This window comes from Saccharothrix carnea, from assembly GCF_003014735.1.
Classification (GTDB): domain Bacteria; phylum Actinomycetota; class Actinomycetes; order Mycobacteriales; family Pseudonocardiaceae; genus Actinosynnema; species Actinosynnema carneum.
Genome location: NZ_PYAX01000016.1, coordinates 1 through 17,314 on the forward strand (window position 1 = coordinate 1; position 17,314 = coordinate 17,314).

General features: G+C 72.5%; 17 protein-coding genes. 10 read left to right on the top strand and 7 right to left on the bottom strand.

Features of this window, described 5'->3' with window-relative positions; translation table 11 throughout:
* Positions 1–154 precede the first annotated feature (154 nt).
* Entirely contained in the window at positions 155–712 is a 558-nt protein-coding gene (locus B0I31_RS33120; RefSeq protein ID WP_106619350.1) for a flavin reductase family protein, read from the bottom strand.
* 243 nt (positions 713–955) lie between these two features.
* On the opposite strand from B0I31_RS33120, the gene B0I31_RS33125 reads away from it, so the two are divergent.
* Positions 956–1,165 carry a DUF5988 family protein gene (locus B0I31_RS33125; protein ID WP_106619351.1) on the top strand — a complete coding sequence of 70 codons (210 nt, stop codon included), beginning with the start codon at positions 956–958 and terminating at the stop codon, positions 1,163–1,165.
* 96 nt (positions 1,166–1,261) lie between these two features.
* Here B0I31_RS33125 and B0I31_RS33130 read toward each other — a convergent pair whose 3' ends face one another.
* The 3 genes from B0I31_RS33130 to B0I31_RS33140 form a co-directional block, all read right to left on the bottom strand.
* On the bottom strand, positions 1,262–1,915 hold the full coding sequence (locus tag B0I31_RS33130; RefSeq protein ID WP_106619352.1) for a hypothetical protein: 654 nt from the start codon (positions 1,913–1,915) through the stop codon (positions 1,262–1,264).
* Positions 1,915–2,493, bottom strand: a complete 579-nt coding sequence (locus B0I31_RS33135; RefSeq protein WP_106619353.1) for an RNA polymerase sigma factor — start codon at positions 2,491–2,493, stop codon at positions 1,915–1,917. The genes B0I31_RS33130 and B0I31_RS33135 overlap by 1 nt, the downstream gene beginning before the upstream one ends.
* Positions 2,494–2,578: 85 nt before the next feature.
* Positions 2,579–3,991 carry an FAD-dependent oxidoreductase gene (locus B0I31_RS33140; RefSeq protein ID WP_219910918.1) on the bottom strand — a complete coding sequence of 471 codons (1,413 nt, stop codon included), beginning with the start codon at positions 3,989–3,991 and terminating at the stop codon, positions 2,579–2,581.
* A 328-nt stretch (positions 3,992–4,319) separates the two neighbouring features.
* Between B0I31_RS33140 and B0I31_RS33145 the strand changes: the two genes are divergently transcribed.
* The 3 genes from B0I31_RS33145 to B0I31_RS33155 are packed head-to-tail and all read left to right on the top strand — an operon-like array spanning position 4,320 to position 8,895.
* Positions 4,320–5,225, top strand: a complete 906-nt coding sequence (locus B0I31_RS33145; RefSeq protein WP_106619354.1) for a glycosyltransferase — start codon at positions 4,320–4,322, stop codon at positions 5,223–5,225.
* The gene (locus tag B0I31_RS33150; protein ID WP_106619355.1) at positions 5,222–7,114 is read left to right on the top strand and encodes an ABC transporter ATP-binding protein; all 1,893 of its coding nucleotides are present in this window, start codon (positions 5,222–5,224) and stop codon (positions 7,112–7,114) included. The genes B0I31_RS33145 and B0I31_RS33150 overlap by 4 nt, the downstream gene beginning before the upstream one ends.
* Positions 7,111–8,895, top strand: coding sequence for an ABC transporter ATP-binding protein (locus B0I31_RS33155; protein WP_106619356.1), 1,785 nt, complete (start codon positions 7,111–7,113; stop codon positions 8,893–8,895). Before B0I31_RS33150 ends, B0I31_RS33155 begins: the two co-directional genes overlap by 4 nt.
* A 37-nt stretch (positions 8,896–8,932) precedes the next feature.
* Here the strand turns inward: B0I31_RS33155 and B0I31_RS33160 are convergent, their stop codons facing one another.
* A complete protein-coding gene (locus tag B0I31_RS33160) occupies positions 8,933–9,172 on the bottom strand; it encodes a hypothetical protein (RefSeq protein ID WP_146174045.1) in 240 nt (79 codons plus the stop codon).
* A gap of 134 nt (positions 9,173–9,306) precedes the next feature.
* Complete coding sequence (locus B0I31_RS33165; protein ID WP_106619358.1) at positions 9,307–10,209, bottom strand: LysR family transcriptional regulator; 903 nt, start codon at positions 10,207–10,209, stop codon at positions 9,307–9,309.
* Positions 10,210–10,316: 107 nt separating this feature from the next.
* On the opposite strand from B0I31_RS33165, the gene B0I31_RS33170 reads away from it, so the two are divergent.
* Genes B0I31_RS33170 through B0I31_RS33195 form a run of 6 tightly spaced genes read left to right on the top strand, consistent with a single transcriptional unit; the run spans position 10,317 to position 16,251 of the window.
* Positions 10,317–11,297: a fumarylacetoacetate hydrolase family protein gene (locus B0I31_RS33170; RefSeq protein WP_106619359.1), complete on the top strand. Its 981-nt coding sequence runs from the start codon at positions 10,317–10,319 to the stop codon at positions 11,295–11,297.
* On the top strand, positions 11,294–12,247 hold the full coding sequence (locus B0I31_RS33175; RefSeq protein WP_106619451.1) for a cyclase family protein: 954 nt from the start codon (positions 11,294–11,296) through the stop codon (positions 12,245–12,247). The genes B0I31_RS33170 and B0I31_RS33175 overlap by 4 nt, the downstream gene beginning before the upstream one ends.
* A 15-nt stretch (positions 12,248–12,262) precedes the next feature.
* The gene (locus B0I31_RS33180; RefSeq protein ID WP_106619360.1) at positions 12,263–13,384 is read left to right on the top strand and encodes an FAD-dependent oxidoreductase; all 1,122 of its coding nucleotides are present in this window, start codon (positions 12,263–12,265) and stop codon (positions 13,382–13,384) included.
* Positions 13,381–14,385, top strand: coding sequence for an amidohydrolase family protein (locus B0I31_RS33185; RefSeq protein WP_106619361.1), 1,005 nt, complete (start codon positions 13,381–13,383; stop codon positions 14,383–14,385). The genes B0I31_RS33180 and B0I31_RS33185 overlap by 4 nt, the downstream gene beginning before the upstream one ends.
* A complete protein-coding gene (locus tag B0I31_RS33190; protein WP_106619362.1) occupies positions 14,382–15,320 on the top strand; it encodes a VOC family protein in 939 nt (312 codons plus the stop codon). The genes B0I31_RS33185 and B0I31_RS33190 overlap by 4 nt, the downstream gene beginning before the upstream one ends.
* 1 nt (position 15,321) lies before the next feature.
* Positions 15,322–16,251 (top strand): fumarylacetoacetate hydrolase family protein, encoded by a 930-nt coding sequence (locus tag B0I31_RS33195; RefSeq protein WP_106619363.1) that lies wholly within the window; start codon positions 15,322–15,324, stop codon positions 16,249–16,251.
* Here B0I31_RS33195 and B0I31_RS33200 read toward each other — a convergent pair.
* Complete coding sequence (locus B0I31_RS33200; RefSeq protein WP_106619364.1) at positions 16,213–17,205, bottom strand: GNAT family N-acetyltransferase; 993 nt, start codon at positions 17,203–17,205, stop codon at positions 16,213–16,215. The genes B0I31_RS33195 and B0I31_RS33200 overlap by 39 nt on opposite strands.
* Positions 17,206–17,314 lie beyond the last annotated feature (109 nt).

Below are 17,314 nucleotides of genomic sequence, written 5' to 3' on the forward strand. Positions count from 1 at the left end.
GTGTGCTGCCGCGCCACGGCCTCGGGCCGCCCGGCCGCGATCCGCGACCGCAACCGGCCGTGCTCCTCGCGCAACCCCGCCATCGACCGCTCGGCCGGTTCGCCCGGTTGCTCCGGTTCGATCCGGACGGACACGAAATCCAGCTCGGACGTGCTCATCCGGTGACCACCTGGTGGAAACGGCCCCGGTAGAACAGCAGCGCGCCGTCGTCGTCACCGGGCTCGCAGGACAGCACGCGCCCCACGAACAGCGAGTGGTCGCCCGCCACGTGCGCCTCCACCACCTCGCACTCCAGCCACGCCAGCGCGCCGGTCAGCAGGGGAGCGCCGGTGTGCGGGCCGGGGGTGGAGTCCACGACGTCGAACTGCGCCTCGCCCAGCGGACGGGCCCGGTCGGCGAAGTAGCGGACCACCGACTCCTGCCCGGCGCCCATGACCGACACCCCGAACCGGCCCGCGGCGCTGAGCGCGCCGTGCATGACCGCGGTGTGCGCGATGCAGCACTGCACCAGCGGCGGGTCGAGCGAGACCGAGCCGAACGTGTTGGCGGTCATGCCGTGGATGTGCTCGCCACCCACCGTGATGACCACGACCCCGGTGGCGAACCGGCCCATGACCGAGCGCAGGTCCGAGGGCGCCACCTGGCCCGGCGGAGCTTGGGCCGGGTCTGCCCGGTCGATCCCCTGGTGGATGACGTGCACCTTCTCGGACATCTCCTGCGATCCCCTCGTCTGGCGCGGTCGGCGCGGCGCGCCGACCACGATCCACAAAGGACGTGGTTTCGGTCGGGATGATCCGAATGTAGTCGGCGCTGTCCGCCGGCCCTCCACCATCGGGTAACGCTGTCCTCACGCCCTCCGGGTGAGCGCGCGATTACCGGCCGTCACCCGGTCGTCCGCCAGAGTGGTCCCGGAAGCCTGGAGCGTGTCCAGGAGGTTGATCTCGGGGGAGAACCCGTGAACAAGATCAAAGTCGTGTTGGTCGGCGGTCCCGAGCAACTGCGCGAGGACGACCGGATCCGTTACGTCACCGATCTCGCCGACAAGGTCAAGGTACCGGCCGGCAACGGCTACGAGCACTTCCGCGCGAACGGCGAATCGCGCACCGTGGACGATTTCGAAGTGCCGGTGTTCGCGTGGTGCGGCCGGACGAAGATCGCCGAATAGTGGGCCGGGAGCGCGCGTACTTCCTACCCCACCACCCGGAAACGCCCTGGGGCGCGACGATGCGCTTCCCAGGGCGTTCGCGGCGGAGCCGGCCGCTCAGCTGCCACCTTCCTGAACGGAGTTCTCCCCGGGTGCCGCCGGTCGGACTTCCTGCCCCTGCTGCGGGTCCACCGGATCGCGCACCAGCGGTACCGGCACGCTCACGCACTCCGGCGCGGCACCCGTGATCAGCGCAGCGGCCAGGGAGACGCTGGCCGACGACTGCGTCGCCGCCAGCAGCAGCGTGTCGCCCTCGGGGATGGCGTCGGCGTCGAACGTCATCGAGCCGCCGCCCTCGCCCACCGAGTCCACCGACGCGGAGCTCGCGGTGCCCGCGCTCTCGGTGTCGGTCGGCAGGTCGTCCAGGCCGACGCACCCGTCGCGCACCGGGACCGCGACCGCGCGCACACCCAGCCGGCGCAGTTCCTCGTTCGCGCCGGTCACGCCGGTGATGTCGCTGATCGACACCGTCACCACGCCGTCAGGCCCCTTGGTGACGGCGTAGGCGGCGGGGGCACCGCCGGTGAGCAGCGTGCCGGTCAGCGCGATCACGCCCGCCACGCCCAGCGCCGTGCCGCCGATGCCCAGCGCCCGGCCGGCGCCGCGCCGCCCGGTCGGCGCGGGGTCCACCGCGCGGTCCGGCACGGTGTCCAGCGCGGACCCGTGGCTGCGCATCAGGTCCTCGAAGAGCTGGTCCTCGAACTTGGCCATCATCGTTCCACCCCTGTTGTCGTCTTCCGGAGTTTCGTTCGGGCCCGGAACAGTCGGATGCGCACCGCGCCCGCCGAGACACCCAGCGCCTCGGCGGCTTCCTTCGGGCTCAGACCGTCGAGATCCACCAGCTCCACGACCTCGCGGTCGAGCCGGGGCAGTTCGGCCAGGCCGGCGAGCAGTGCGCCCGCCGCTTTCTCGGCGTCGATCCGGTCGACCAGGTCGTCCACCGCGTCGGCGTCGAGGGCCCGCAGTCCGGCGATGCGCCGCACGCCGTGACTGCGTTGGCTGTGCGCCTCGCAGTGCGCGGCGAACACCCGGCTCGCGATGCCGATCAGCCAGGCCCGGGCGCTGCCCTTGACCGGGTCGTAGGTGGCGAACGACGTGATCGCCCGGACGAAGGTGTCCGCGGTCAGGTCGGCCACCGTCTGCGGTTCCGCGCTGCGTCGCGCGAAGTAGGCGGTGACCGTGCCGACGTGGGCCCGGTAGACCTTCTCGAACTCGGCCGCGGCACCGGTTCGCTTCCCGGGCGGTGGGTGCTGGAGCGGCTCCACGTGGTCCGCCACCGCGCTTGCCATTGTCTCGCTCACACCACATGGTTGCCGGGATCGCGCGATCCCGTTACAGGTCGACGGCCGCGCGCTCCGCGGCTCGGAACGTCGGTCAGCGCCGGGTCGTGGCCGGGAGGAGGTTGACCCGGACCGCGCGCAGGATCGTGCTCGGCCTGGCCAGCTGCTGCGGGTGGGCGAGCATGGTGGTGATGCGGGCCAGCCGGTCGTTGGTGACGGCGTCGGTCATCGAGGCCTTGAACACCTGGCCGCTGAACCACCTGATCAGCCGGTAGCCGCGCGGGTAGGGGCCGTCCACGTGCGGCAGCTCCAGGTCCGCGAACGTCGACACCTGCCACGCCGCGTCCACCACGACCGCGACCCGGTCGAAGTAGGCCCGCGCCGGTTCGTCCAGCCGGGGGTCCGAGCGGAGGTAGGTCGACAGGCACGACGCGTGCAGCGCGGCGGAGGTCATGCCCTGGCCGTACACGGGGTTGAACGAGGCGATCGCGTCACCGGCGACGGCCAGCCCGGCCGGCAGCCGGTCCAGCTCGTGGAAGTCCCGCCGCCTGCTGTCGGCCTGGTGGTAGGTGACCACGTCGCCGAGCATCCGGCCGCGCTCGGCGATGTCGCCGAAGACGGCCGGGAAGTCGTCGCGGCACCGGGCGACGTAGTCGGCGGCGTCCCGACCGGGCCGGTCGTCGCCGTAGCCCGCGATGAGCATGATCCAGCGGTCGCCCTCGACCCGGAGCACGCCGCCGATCCGCGCCGGCCGCCCGTCGTCCGGGCTGACCTGCGCGATCACGCTCCACTGGTCGCTGATCGCCTCGTCGTAGGCGAACATCGCGGTGGCGTAGTTGAGCTTGATCGGCATCCGGCGCATCGGCGGGCGCGGCCACCCGGCGGACTCCAGCCAGTCGCTCATCCTGCTCGACCGGCCCATCGCGTCCACCACGAAGTCCGCCGTCGCGGTGACGGCCTCGGTCCCGCCTTCCGGGACGTACCGGACACCGGCCACCCGCGCGCCGTCGAACACCAGGCCGTCGGCCCGGCCGGCGACGAGCCGGACGTTGTCGACCGCGAGCGTCCGGTGGCGCACCTTCGCCTCCAGGTACGGCCGGGTGGTGATCAACACCGGCCAGTCCTGCGCCACCGGCGGCGCCAGGCGCGGCTGTCCGTTCAGGTAGAACCCGTCGCGCGACCCGTCCTTGGGCGGCACGACCGCGCCGCCCGCGATCGCCTCCTCGGCGAAACCGGGGAACCACCGCTCCAACTGCACCGCACCGGCCGGCAGCAACGCGTGCACCTGACTGCCCTGCGGCACACCGGCTCGCGGCCCGTCGTCCACATCGGACACATCCCGCTCGACCACGAGCACCTCGTCGGCGTGGTCGCTGAGCACCCGTGCGGCCATCAGCCCCGCGATGCTCCCCCCGAGCACCACCGCGCGCCGCATGAGCACCCGTGATCCGGAGGGTGGCCGGGGCGAGGCGATCTGCTGGAACAGCTGCGCTGACGACAACCGCACGCGGACCTCCTCGAACACCCGGGCCGACACGACCGCCGTTCCGCCGTTTCGCTGTTCCGCCGTGAAGCGGGTACGTGGGCACGAATGCTCGTGCGGGAGGGGTCGGGTGTCAAGGAGCCACCCGGTGCGGCCGATCGGCCGTGATCACTGGCGGTGACGATCACCCGTCGCGCGACTTCGTTCGTGGTGTTGACCGACACGAGCGAACCTCGGCAGACTTGCGCGGTCATCGGCGGGGAACCACCAGGGAACCACCCGGTCGACTGGATCTTCGCCTTGGCCTCACCGGATCCCTGACCTCGGCGGGACCTCTGAAGGAGAGCCTCTCGTGGGTAGCCCACTGCGTTGTACGGTCATCGTGCCGACCTACAACAGGAGACGATTGCTCGAACTCACGCTCGACTCGCTCGCCGAGCAGGACCTGCCCCGGGACCGGTTCGAGGTGCTGGTCGTCGACGACGGCTCCAGCGACGACACGGCGGCCGCGGTGCGGGGGTTCGAGGATCGGCTCGACCTGCGGTACTTCTACCAGCCCGACGAGGGCTTCCGGGTCGCCCGGGCGCGCAACGTCGGCCTCCGGCACGCCAGGGGCGACATCTCCGTCTTCGTGGACTCCGGTGTGCTGCTGCACTCCACGAGCCTGAGCGCGCACGTGGCCGCGCACGACGCCACCGCGGAACCGTTGGCGCTCAACGGCTACGTCTACTGCTTCAACCTCGACAACGAGGACGCCCGGCGCATCCGCGAGTTCGTGGACGTCGACGACGTCGACTCGACCATCGCGTCGCTGGCCCGGACGGAGTCGTGGCCGGACGTGCGCGAACCGTTCTACCGCCGCTACGCCGACGACTACGCCCACCTACCCGCACCGTGGCTGATGTACTGGACGTGCCACGCCTCGGCGCGGACGGAGCAGGTGCGCGCGATCGGCATGTACGACGAGGAGTTCCGGCAGTGGGGCGGGGAAGACCTCGACCTCGCCTACCGGCTGCACCGCGACGGCGCCCGGTTCGGCGTGATCCGCGAGGCCAGGTCCCTCCACTACCCGCACGACAAGGACCAGGGCGACAACACCCGGTCGGCCCACGAGAACTACCGCTACATCGCGGAGAAGTACGGCACGCCGATCACCCGGCTGCTGACCGAGGTGCCCGCGATCCGCTTCTCGGTGTTCAACGACGTCATCGAGGAACGCGGGCTGCCCGACTGCGCCGACTACCTGACACGGGCATGAGGCACCGCTCCTGGATCGGCACGGCGCGAGAGCAGTTCGCCGCACGACGGGACATCGTCGGCCTGCTACCGCACGCCGGCGGTCCGCTGGTGGCCGCCCTGGTCGGGGTGAACCTGCTGCTCGGCTGCCTCCCGGTGGTGTTCACGGTGGCGACGGCGATGGTGCTCGGCCGGGTACCGGCGGCCGTCGACGGAGGGTTGGACTCCGACGCGTGGGACTCGCTGGTCGCGGTGTTCGGCGTCGCGGCCGGTGCGTTCGTCGCCCGGCAGCTGATCTCGCCCGTGGAACGCGCCCTGGGCGAGCTGGTGACGCGCCGGATCGACGGCCGGGTGTTCGACGAGCTGATGGCCGCGTCGTTGCGCAGCCCCGGCCTCGGCCCGCTGGAGGACCAGCGGGCGCTCGACGCGCTGCGCACCGCCGCACGGGAGGTGGAGTTCGGCGTGCAGAGCCCTGGCCGGGCGGCCACCGGCCTGCTCGCGCTGATCGCGCGGTACACCGAGCTCACCGGTCACGCGATCGCGGTCGGGGTGGTGTTCTCCTGGCCCGCGTCGGCGGCGCTGGTCGTCACCGTGCTGTTGTTCCGGCACGGCCAGCGCGGCGGGCTGCGCCGGTACGCCAGGACGCGGTCCTCACTCGCCGCCGACCAGCGCGAGATCGACTACCTGCGCGACCTCGCCGGTGGCGCCGCCGCGGGCAAGGAGATCCGGGTCTTCGGCCTGGCCGGGTGGCTGCGGCAACGCCTGCGGGACACCTACCTCCGCTTCCTCGAACCCCTCTGGGCCGAGCGCCGCGGCATCTACCTGTGGCCGTTCGTCCGGTTCTCGGTCGTGGGGCTCGTGGTCACCGGCGTGGTGTTCGCGGTGGTCGGGGCGACGGCGCGGGAGCTGACGCTGACCGGGTTCGTCCTGGTCGTGACGGCGGCGCTGAGCCTGCTGCGGCTGGCCGAGCACTACCCGGAGGCGGACCTGCCGACCGCGATCGGAATGCGTGCCTACGACGCGGTGCGGAGGTTCGCCGAGTACGTCGAGCAGGTCGAGCACGCCGAGCAGGTCGGGCACGGCGGGTTCGGAGACACCCGTGAGGAGCACCCAGTGCCCGAGCCGGTGGGGACGCTCCGGTTCGAGCAGGTCTGCTTCCGCTATCCCGGTCAGCGTCGGATGATCTTCGACGGGCTCGACCTGACGATCCCGGTCGGCCGCTGCACGGCCCTCGTCGGCGTCAACGGCGCCGGCAAGACCACCCTGGTCAAGCTGCTGGCCAGGCTCTACGAGCCGACCGCGGGCCGGATCACGCTGGACGGCGTCGACATCCGCGCGTTCCCGGTCGACGCGTGGCGCGCCAGGCTCAGCGTGATCTTCCAGGACTTCGTGCGGTACGAGTCGTCCGTCGCGGACAACGTCGGGCTCGGCGCGGTCGGCTTCCTGGACGACCGCGAGGGGATCGGAGAGGTGGTCGACTCGGTCGGCCTCGGCGAGGCCGTCGCCCGCCTGCCCCGCGGGCTGGACACGCCGCTGGCACGTCACCTCACCGGCGGCGCGGAGCTGTCCGGCGGGCAGTGGCAGCGGATCGCGTTGGCGCGGGCGTTGTTCGCGCTGCGCCACGGTTCGCGGGTCGTGGTGCTGGACGAACCGACCGCGAGCCTGGACGTGCGCGCGGAGACCGGTTTCTTCGAGGAGTTCACCGGCCTCGCCGAGGGCGCGACGACCCTGCTGATCTCGCACCGGTTCTCGACCGTCCGGCACGCCGACCTCATCGTCGTCCTGGAGCACGGCCGGGTCACCGAGCAGGGCAGCCACGCGGAACTGCTCGCCCGCGACGGTCGTTACGCCGAGCTGTTCCGGTTGCAGGCGGACCGGTTCGTGGACGTGGTGGAAGGGCCGGTCCGGTGAAGGTCCTGCTGACCGGCGCGTGGACCATGATCGCCACGGCGTGGCGGTTGAACCCGCGCAAGACGGCGCTGGCCGTGGCGCTGATGACGGCCGGTGCGGTCGCCGCTCCGCTGCTGGCGGCCGCACTCGGCTGGATGACCCGCGAGGTCGTGGCGGGCTCGGTCGGGCGCGCGGTGCTCGCGGGCGTGACCGTCGCCGTGCCGGCGGTGGTGGTGCTGGCCTTCGGGCACTTCGCCCACCTGGCCTACTACGAGCTGTCCGAGCTGGCCGAACTGGACTTCGACGAGCGCGTGATCGCGGTGTCGAACGGTTCGGCGGGCATCGAGCACCACGAGCGCGCCGAGCACGCCGACACGTGGACCGTGCTGCGGCAGGAGGGCAGGCAGTTCCGGACCGGCCTCGAAGCCCTGCTCAACGGAGTCGGCCTGGTCCTCGCGGTGGTGCTCACCGCGGTGCTGCTGGCCGGGCAGAACCCGTGGCTGCTGTTGCTGCCCGTCGCCGCGGTGCCGCCGCTGCTGGCCGGCCGCGTGGCCGAGCGGGTGCTGGACCGGGCCAGGACCGCGACCGCCGAGCCGACCAGGACCGCGCTCAACCTGTTCCACCTGGCCACGTCCGCCCGCCTGGCCGGTGAGCTGCGGGTGTCCGGGGTGCGGGACGAACTGCGCGCCCGGCACAACGCGTCGTGGGACACGGCGACGCGAGGACTGTGGCGGGCGCACCTGACCGCGACGTGGATCCGTGCGGCGGGCCAGGTGGTGTTCGCGCTGGCGTACATCGCGGGCGTGCTGCTCGTGGTGCGTGACGCGATCGCCGGGCGGCGTGGGGTCGGGGACGTCGTGCTGGTGATCGTGCTGGCGGCCCAGGTCAACCAGCAGGTCGCCACGGCGGTCACCCTCCTGCAGGACCTGCAGCGGATGGCGGGCGCGTACCGGCGGCTCACCGAGGCCGCCGCGTGGGCCACCGGGCCCGATCCGGCTCCCGCTACCGATGCACCGCCACAACGGCTGGACGACGGCATCTCGTTCGACCGGGTGGCGTTCACGTACCCGGGCACGGACGTGCCGGTGCTGCACGAGGTCGACCTCCACCTCCCGGCCGGTGCGACCGTCGCGATCGTCGGTGAGAACGGCGCCGGGAAGTCGACCCTGGTCAAGTTGCTCTGCGGGTTCTACCGGCCGTCCGAGGGGCGGATCCTGGTCGACGGGGTCGACCTGCACGGGATGGCGGTCGAGGAGTGGCGCACCCGGATCGCGGCCGGGTTCCAGGACTTCGTCCGGTACGAGTTCCTTGCCCAGCAGGTGGTCGGCCTCGGCGACCTGTCGAGGGTGTCGTCCGAGTCCACCGTTCGGGCGGCTCTGGACCGGGCTGGTGCCACCGGTGTGCTGGACGAGTTGCCGGAAGGGTTGCGCACGCGGCTCGGCAAGAGCTACCACGATGGCGCGGAGCTGTCCGGTGGTCAGTGGCAGAAGTTGGCGCTCGGTCGGGCCATGATGCGGGAGGCGCCGCTGCTCCTCGTGCTGGACGAGCCGACGTCGGCGTTGGACCCCGAGGCGGAGCACGTGCTGTTCCAGCGGTACGCCGAACACGCGAAACGGGTCGCGGGCCGGACCGGGGGGATCACGGTCTTCGTGTCGCACCGGTTCTCCACGGTGCGCATGGCAGATCTGATCATCGTGGTGGGGGAGGGGCGGGTGGTGGAGTCCGGTGATCACGCCACGCTCATCGGGCGGGGTGGTCTCTATGCGGAGTTGTTCGCGCTCCAGGCGGAGTCGTACAGCTGAGACGAGAGCCACGGCGGTGATCCGGACTGTCCCGGTGCTACGCGGTGGAAGTGGCGATGCGGTGGAGCCACTCCGACAGCAGGGCGCGTTCGTCGTCGGTCAGGGCGGTCAACGTCGGTGTGACAGCCCGGAGTGCGACGGCCGTGCTCACCGCGTCGGTGGCGGCGGGTGGTGCCGGGTGGTCGGTGGTGACGGCCGCGATAGCGGCCTCGCGGGCCAGGACCGACAGTGCCGGGTCGCGGTCTGCCGGTGGCAGCGAGATCAGGGGGAACACCATCCCGCAGCCCGCAGCCCGCAGCCCGCAGCCCGCAGCCCGCAGCCCGCGGACCTCGACCTCGACCTCGACCTCGACCTCGACGAGCTGGACCGCACCTACCGCACGAACATCCGGGGCACGTTCGTGGTGGCCCGCTAAGCCACCATGCGGCGGCCCACCCGTTCGGCCGCTTCGCGCAGCCAGAGGTGGCCGGCGTCCTGGGTGTGCACGGGGTGCCACCACAGTGCCTCCTGCAGCGGCACGGCGGGAAACGGGCAGGGCAGCGTGCGCACGCCGGGTGCGGGGAAGCGCTCGACCAGGCGTTGCTGGGCCAGGGCGACGCGTCGGGTGCCGGCGACCAGCGGTGGCAGCAGGTGGAACGACGGCACGGACACGTCGACCTCCGGGCTGATGCCCAGCATGCTCAGCTGCCGGGTGACCGGTGCGTCGTACGTGCGCTGGTACACCGCCCACGGCAGGCGGGCGAGGTCGTCGAGGGTGAGTTCGTCGCCTACCTCCGGGTGGTCGTCGGCGACCAGGCACACCCACCGGTCGGTGAACAGCTCGACCGCGGGGAAGCCGTCGAGGACGCCGTGCGGCAGCAGCAGGCCGTCCACGGTGCTCAGCAGGGCGCCCGGGTTCTCCAGCAGCGACGGCGAGGTCTGCCGGAACGTCAGGCGGACGCCGGGTGCGACCTCGTGCAGCTCGCGGGCCAGCGCGACGCCGAACACCGCGGCGCCGTAGTCGGAAGAGATCAGCGTGAACTCGCGGGTGTCGGTGCGCGGGTCGAAGTCGGCCTGGCTGCTGAACACGCGTTCCAGCACGTCGCACGCCGTGGCGGCGCGGTCGCGCAGGACCGCGCCCAGCGGGGTCAGCTCGTACTGGGAACCGGTGCGGGACAGCAGCGGGTCGTCGAAGTGGCGACGCAGGCGGGCCAGCGTGGCGCTCATCGCGGGCTGCGTCACGCCGATCCGCTGCCCGGCCCTGGTGACGTTGCGCTCCTCCAGCAACGCCCGCAGCGCGACCACCAGGTTCAGGTCGAGGCTGGACAGGTTCACCGCACCTCCCGACTATCCACTGCGTGGATGAGGAGCATCACGAACATTCATTTCCGTGATTCTTTGACGCCGGTCACAGTAGTCCTCACGACACGGGAGGACACCTCATGGCAACACCGCCGCAACCGGTCCGGTTCGCGCTCGGCACCTTCTCCGAGCCGGGGCGCCCGTCGTTCCCCGGCCTCGTGGTCGACGATCGCGTGGTCGACCTCGGCCAGGTCCTGGACTGGCGGCCCGCCTCGACGCTGGACGTCCTCGACCGGTGGACCGACGCGCTGCCGGCGTTGCACGGCGTGGCGCGCGACGGTGCGCTGGAGTGGCGTGCGCTGGGCGGCTTGCGGGTGCACGCGCCGGTCGCGCCGCGGCAGGTGTTCCAGTCCGGCGCCAACTACCGGCAGCACGTGATCGACCTCGTGGTCGCCCACCGCCCGGCGGATTCCGCCGAGAGCGAGGAGCAGGCACGGGCCCGTGCCGCCGAGCTGATGGACCGGCGTGCCCGCGAAGACCAGCCGTACGTGTTCATCGGCCTGCCCTCGGCGATCACCGGCCCGTACGACGACGTGGTGCTGCCGTCGTGGTGCGCGCAGCCGGATTGGGAACTGGAGCTGACCGCCGTCATCGGCACGGCCGCGCACCGCGTGTCGCCCGAACAGGCGTTGCGGCACGTCGCCGGTTACACCATCGCCAACGACCTCACCGCCCGCGACCTGGTCTTCCGCACCGACATGAGGGAGATCGGCACCGACTGGCTGCGCTCGAAGAACGCGCCCGGCTTCACCCCGCTCGGCCCCTGCCTGGTGCCCGCCGAGTTCGTCGGCGACCCCTCGGACCTGCGCCTCACGCTCAAGCTCAACGGCGAGACCATGCAGGACGAGTCCACCCAGGACATGATCTTCGACGTCGCCCGGATGGTCTCCTACGTCTCGCAGATCACCACCCTGCTGCCGGGCGACCTGGTGCTGACCGGCTCCCCGGCGGGCAACGGGATGCACCACGGACGCCTGCTGCGCGACGGCGACGTCATGGAGTCGACCATCACCGGCCTGGGCGTGCAGCGCACCCGGTGCGTGGCGGAGACGCCGGCGTGAACCGCGCGGATCCCGAGGGCGCCATCGCCGCAGCCGCCCGGACGTGCTCGAACTGGGGCCGCTGGGGCGCCGACGACGTGCTCGGCACGCTCAACTTCCTGACCGAGGACAAGCGCCGTGCAGGGGCCGCGTTGATCCGGCGCGGGACGAGCTTCTCGCTGTCCCAGCGGTTCGACGTGAACGGCCCGCAGAAGGGCTGGCGCCGCCGCACCAACCCGGTCCACACGATGCTCGACACCGGGACCGACGCGGCGGCCGGGCTCCAGGGCTTCCCGCACGGCATCGGCGGCGCGGACGACGTGATCGCGATGCCGTTGCAGTGCTCGACCCAGTGGGACGGCCTGGGTCACATCTTCGACCACGGCAAGGCGTGGAACGGCCGTGACGCGGCCACCACCGTCACCTCCGAGGGCGACCTGGTCACCGGCATCGAGCACATGGCGGCCCACGTCGCCGGTCGTGCCGTGCTGCTCGACGTCGGCCGTGTCCTCGGTGGTGGCGAACTGCCGGACGGCTTCGCCATCACCGAAACCCACCTCGCCGCCACGGCGCGGGCCCACGGCGTGGACGTGGGCCGCGGTGACATCGTGCTGGTCCGCACCGGACAGCTGACCCGGGCCAAGCGCGACGGCTGGGGCGACTACGCGGGCGGACCCGCGCCCGGGCTGTCGTTCACCACGGCGTCCTGGCTGCACCGCACGGAGATCGCCGCCATCACCACCGACACGTGGGGCTTCGAGGTGCGGCCCAACGAGTTCGACCACGCCTTCCAGCCGCTGCACCAGGTCGTCATCCCGCACATCGGGCTGCTCGTGGGCGAGATGTGGGACCTGGACGCGCTGGCCGAGGACTGCGCCGCCGACGGCGTGCACGAGTTCTGGCTGACCGCCGCACCGCTGCCCATCACCGGAGCCGTCGGCTCGCCGGTCAACCCCGTCGCCGTCAAGTAACCGCGAGGAGATGTCGTGACCCGAACCGTGCTCGTCCTCGGCGGTGGCACCGCCGGCAACGCCCTGACCGTGCTGCTGCGCCGCGCCGGACACGCCGTCGACCTCGTGGAGGCCAAGCCCGACTGGAACGCCACCGCGGGCTCCGGCATCACCCTCCAGGGCAACGCCCTGCGCGTGCTGCGCGAGGTGGGCGTGCTCGACGAGGTGCTGCGCGAGGGGTTCCCGTTCGACGAACTGGGACTGCTCGCCCCGACCGGCGCGGTGGTGGCCGTGCAGCCGACCGCCCGGATCGGCGGTGCCGACCTGCCCGGCACCCTCGGCATGCAGCGGCCGAGACTCCAGCGGATCCTCATCGACGCCGTGCGCGCGTCCGGCGCCTCGGTCCGGCTCGGCCTCACGGCCACCGCGCTCGACCAGGACGACGACGGCGTGGACGTCACCTTCTCAGACGGTTCGACCGGGCGCTACGACCTGGTCGTCGGCGCGGACGGCCTCAACTCCGCCACCCGCGGGCTGATCGGCGTCGAGGACCGGCCCGTGCCGACCGGCATGGCGATCTGGCGTGCTCCCGTGCCGCGCCCGACCGGCCTGGAGCACACGCGGATGATCTACGGCGGGACGTGCTTCATCGCCGGGTGCTGCCCGACCGGTCCGGACACCGCCTACGCCTACCTGGTCGAGCGCAACCGCGACCGTGACGCCGTCGACCCGGCCGGGTACGCGGAGGAGATGCGGCGCCTGGCACAGGCTTACGGCGGACCGTGGCCCGAGATCCGGGCGGCGCTGACCGACCCGGCGGTGGTCAACTACACGTGGTTCGACCGGCTGCTGGTGGAGGGCCCGTGGCACCGCGGCCGGGTCGTGCTCGTCGGCGACGCCGCCCACGCCTGCCCGCCGACCCTCGCCCAGGGTGCGGCGATGTCGTTGGAGGACGCGCTCGTCCTCGCCGAACTGTCCACCCGGGACACCTGGGACGACGCGCTGCTCACCGAGTACCGCGACCGCCGCTACCCGCGGGTGCGCGAGGTCGTCGACGCCTCGGTCCAGCTCGGGCAGTGGCTGCTCGACGGCGTGCGCGACGCCGACGTGCCGGGGCTGATGGGCCGCACGATGGCGATGCTGGCGGCACGCCCGTGACCGCGCCGACCGTGGACGTGCACGCGCACGTGCTGCTGCCCGAGGTGGACCGGCTCGTCGCCGACCGCCCCGGTCACGCCGCCGCCCGCGCGCTCGACGCCCGCCGCAACGGCCCCGACGCGCTGGCGGTCAGCGGCGCGATGGTCCGCGAACGGCTCGGGCCGCTGACCGACGTGGCGCAGCGGCTGGCCGCGATGGACCGCGCGGGCGTGGACGTGCAGCTGGTGAGCCCGTCGCCGTCGCACTACCACTACTGGGCCGACCGCGACCTCGCCCGCGCGGTGTGCGAAACGGCCAACACCGCCACCGCCAAGCACTGCGCGCACGCCCCCGAACGGCTGCGCGGACTGGGGCTGGTACCCCTCCAGCACCCGGACCTGGCCGTGCGGGCGCTGGACCACGCGGTGGGCGAAGGGCTGGCCGGTGTCGAGATCGGCAGCCACGCGCCCGGCCGCGAACTGTCCGACCCGGCCTACGAGCCGTTCTGGGAGCTGGCCGCCGAGACCGGCGCGATCGTGTTCCTGCACCCCTTCGGCTGCACGCTGGACGAGCGGTTGGACCGCTGGTACCTGTCCAACAGCGTCGGGCAGCCGGTGGAGAACGCCGTGGCGCTGTCGCACCTGATCTTCTCGGGCGTGCTCGACCGCCACCCGCGGCTGCGGGTCGTCGCCGCGCACGGCGGCGGCTACCTGCCCACCCACCTCGGCCGCGCCGACCACGCCTGGCGCGTGCGCCCGGACGCGCGAGGCTGCGCCCACCAGCCCAGCCACTACGCCCGGCGGCTGTGGTTCGACTCGCTGGTCCACGACCCGCACGTGCTGCGGGAGCTGGTCCGCGTCGCCGGGGCGGACCGGGTGCTGCTCGGCTCCGACTTCCCGTTCGACATGGGCGCCGCCGACCCGGTGGCCGCGTTGCGCGCCGCCGACCTGCCCGAACCCGACTTCCACGCCGTCCGCGGCGGCAACGCGGCCGCCCTGCTCACCCCGGAGGAGACCCGGTGACCAACCGATTGCTCACCCACCTGCGGCACGTCGACCTCGCCGTGCCCGACTACGACAAGCAGCTGGAGTTCTACGCCGGCGTCTGGGGCCTGACCGAGGTCGCGAACGACTCGGGCCTGAGCTTCCTGGCCGCCGAGGGCTCGCCCGAGCAGTACGTGGTGCGGCTGCGCAAGGCCGACGAGAAGCGGCTGGACCTCGTCGCGTTCGGGGCCGCGACCGCGACGGACGTGGACGCGCTCGCCGAGCGGCTCATCGCCGCGGGCGTGCAGCTGATCAGCACCCCGGACCAGCTGGGCACGCTCGGCGGCGGCTACGGCTTCCGGTTCTTCGACGTCGACGGCCGCACCGTCGAGGTCTCGGCTGACGTGGAGGTCCGGCAGCACCGCCGCGTCGAGGAGAAGGAGGCCATCCCGGTCCGGCTGTCGCACGTGGTGCTCAACTCGCCCGACCTGAACCGCACCAGGGCCTGGTACGAGCAGCACCTGTCGTTCGCCCTGTCCGACAGCCTCAGCTCACCGCACCTGGGCGAGGTCATGCACTTCCTGCGGATCAACCCGCAACACCACAGCCTCGCCTTGGCCAAGGGCCCGCACACCGCGCTGCACCACATCTCGTTCGAGCTGCGCGGCGTGGACGAGTACATGCGCGGCACCGGGAGGCTGCTGCGCGCGGGCGTGCGCAAGATCTGGGGACCGGGCCGCCACCTCGCGGGCGACAACACGTTCTCGTACTTCCTCGACCCGCACGGCAACACCGTCGAGTACACCACCGAGCTGGAGCTGCTGGACGAGGACTCCTGGCACCCGCACGTCTACGACTTCTCCCAGCCCGAGGTCACCGACCAGTGGGGCACCGCCAACCCGATGAACGAGCTGGTGGCGCGCGAGTCGTTCAACGACCCCGACCGCGGCTGCTTCGTCGCACCGCCGGTGTGACATGCGGTTCGCCACCTACCACCACGACGGACGGCAGCGGGTCGGCGTGCTCGACGCGGCCGACCTGCTGCACCCGGTCGACGCGGCCTCGCTGACCGACGTCCTGGACGACCTGCCCGCCGCCGGTGCCGCCGCGCTGGACGACCCGCCCGGACCGCACGTCTCGGCCGTGCGGCTGCTCGCGCCGCTCCAGCCGCCGACCGTGCGCGACTTCGTGACGTTCGAGGAGCACGTCGAGGGCATGCGCGGCGGCGCCGGGGTGCCGGAGCGGTGGTACGCCGCGCCGACGTTCTACTTCGGCAACCCCTACGCGGTCATCGGCCCGCACGACGACGTGCCCGTGCCGCCCGGCTCGACGGCGCTGGACTTCGAGCTGGAGGTCGCGGCGGTGATCTCCCGCGAGGGCCGCGACCTCACCCCCGACCAGGCCCGCGACCACATCGCCGGCTACACGATCTTCAACGACTGGTCCGCGCGCGACCTGCAGACCGCGGAGATGGCGGTGGGCCTCGGCCCGTGCAAGGGCAAGGACACCGCGACCACCCTCGGACCCTGGCTGGTCACGCCGGACGAGCTCGAGCCGCACCGCGAGGACGGCCTGTTGCGCCTGGCGCTGACCGCCGAGGTCGACGGCCGGGTCGTCGGCTCGGACCTGCTGTCCAACATGAGCTGGACGTTCGAGGAGATGGTCGCCTACGCCTCGCGCGGCACTTGGGTACGGCCCGGTGACGTGCTCGGGTCGGGTACCTGCGGCAACGGCGGCTGCCTGGCCGAGCTGTGGGGCAGGGGAGCGGAGCGGCGCCCGCTGCGGCCGGGCGACACGGTCACCCTGACGGTCGAGGGCATCGGCCGGCTCACCACCACCGTGGTCGCCGGCGCTCCCGTCCGTCCCCTACCGCCCGCCCGCCTCCGGCCGCGCGCCAGGCCGTGACGCCGTTCCGATCGCCGGTTTGATCATCGGCGCGTCCCGCGACAACTCCCGAAACCCGACGCCGTAGTACAGGTCCCGCGCCTGGGGGTGGCCGGGCGCACCCAGGCAGGCGACCGTCGCGTGGGTGGCCCCGGCCGCCCTCGCCAGCCGCATCCCGTGCAGCAGCATCGCCCTGGCCACGCCCCGACGCCGGTAGGCCGGGTGCGTCCCGACCGGCTCGAACTCGACGGTCCGGTTGGCTCCGTCGAGCCACATGATCGTCGAGGACGCCATCGTCCCGTCCGGCGCCTCGACCAGGACGTGCAGGTCACCGCGATACCCCGCGGCCCGCCGAACGCCTTCGTAGCTCTCGGCGGTGTACGTCGAAGGACTCCAGGCGTCCACGTGGGCCCGGACCGCGGCCTCCGGCCCGACCTCGTCCGCGGTGCGGAACCGGAACCCGTCCGGCAGCACCGGCTCCGCCACGTCGCCGAGGTCCCGCTCGTTGAGCTGCGTCCAGGACCCGTCGTCGCCGAGCGCGCCCGGGTCGGTCTCGTAACCGTGCGCCGCCCACCGCTCCAACGCGACCCGGTCGGCAGCGCCCGGCAACACCGTGCGCTCGACGTCACCGGCCGTGGCGTCGTACCAGTCGATCACCTCGTCCACCAGCCCGGCGTGCCCGGGGTGGACTTGGTAGGCCAGGTAGGCGCCGGTGACGTCCTTCACCGAACCGTCACTGCGCCGCACTCGGCGGGGCAGCTGGGCCCAGCCCCACGCCACCAGCTCACCGTCGACGAACCACAGCCGACGCCGCCAACTCGCGCCGTCCGCCGCGTGCCCCTTGCCCCAGTTCCAGGCCAGCTCGCCGAACGACGCGTCACTGTTCACCAGGTCGGGCCGCAGCGCGGTGACCCGTTGTGCCAGCCCTTGCATGAGCTGCACGTCTGCGGCGGTCAGCTGATCGAGGTTCGACATGGTGCGCCACTGTGGCAGGGCTCCGCCGAACCGTCGAACCGATTTCCGGCCGGCAACCCGGCGTGGCCAACGCAGAACCGCGGGACGGCCGATCGTGCCGGTACCCGTA